This window comes from Pseudoalteromonas sp. S558 (assembly GCF_005886635.1).
Classification (GTDB): Bacteria; Pseudomonadota; Gammaproteobacteria; order Enterobacterales; family Alteromonadaceae; genus Pseudoalteromonas; species Pseudoalteromonas aliena.
In genome coordinates this window covers 1-444 of sequence record NZ_PNDU01000715.1, presented here as the reverse complement: position 1 = coordinate 444, position 444 = coordinate 1, and the positions used below count along the sequence as shown (strand labels likewise).

Annotated in this window: 1 protein-coding gene; it reads left to right on the top strand. The window is 39.2% G+C overall.

Features of this window, described 5'->3' with window-relative positions:
* A partial coding sequence (locus CWB66_RS22065) for an ATP-binding protein (RefSeq protein ID WP_252371841.1) occupies positions 1-444 on the top strand: 444 nt, incomplete at both ends.

The window sequence follows — 444 nt, the reverse complement described above, 5'->3', positions numbered from 1 at the left end:
TGCGACTCGAACTGAGCATTTAGGTTTTTTTATAGAACGGTATCGTCAAGTTAGTAGCTTACCTTCATCTATATTAGCTCCTTATAATTTTGTTATTGTGCTCATACAAATAGTTGCATTGCATAAGCAACAAGCACTTAGGAAAGGCACTACTTTTGAGCTTAATATTAATACCCATCAATTAGTGATGCTCGACAAGAGCCATATAGAACAAGTACTTGTTAACTTAGTTAAAAATGCACTTGAAGTACTCGCCACAACCTATCAACATAACCCGCAAACTCCTACTAAAGCGCCTATGATTCAACTCACCCTCGGGCAAAATCACGCACAACCGCTTTACATTGAAGGCAGCCATAAGGGACCTGGTATTGCGGAACATGTTATTGATATGGTGTTCGTGCCCTTTTTTACTACCAAACAACAAGGTTCGGGTATTGGTTT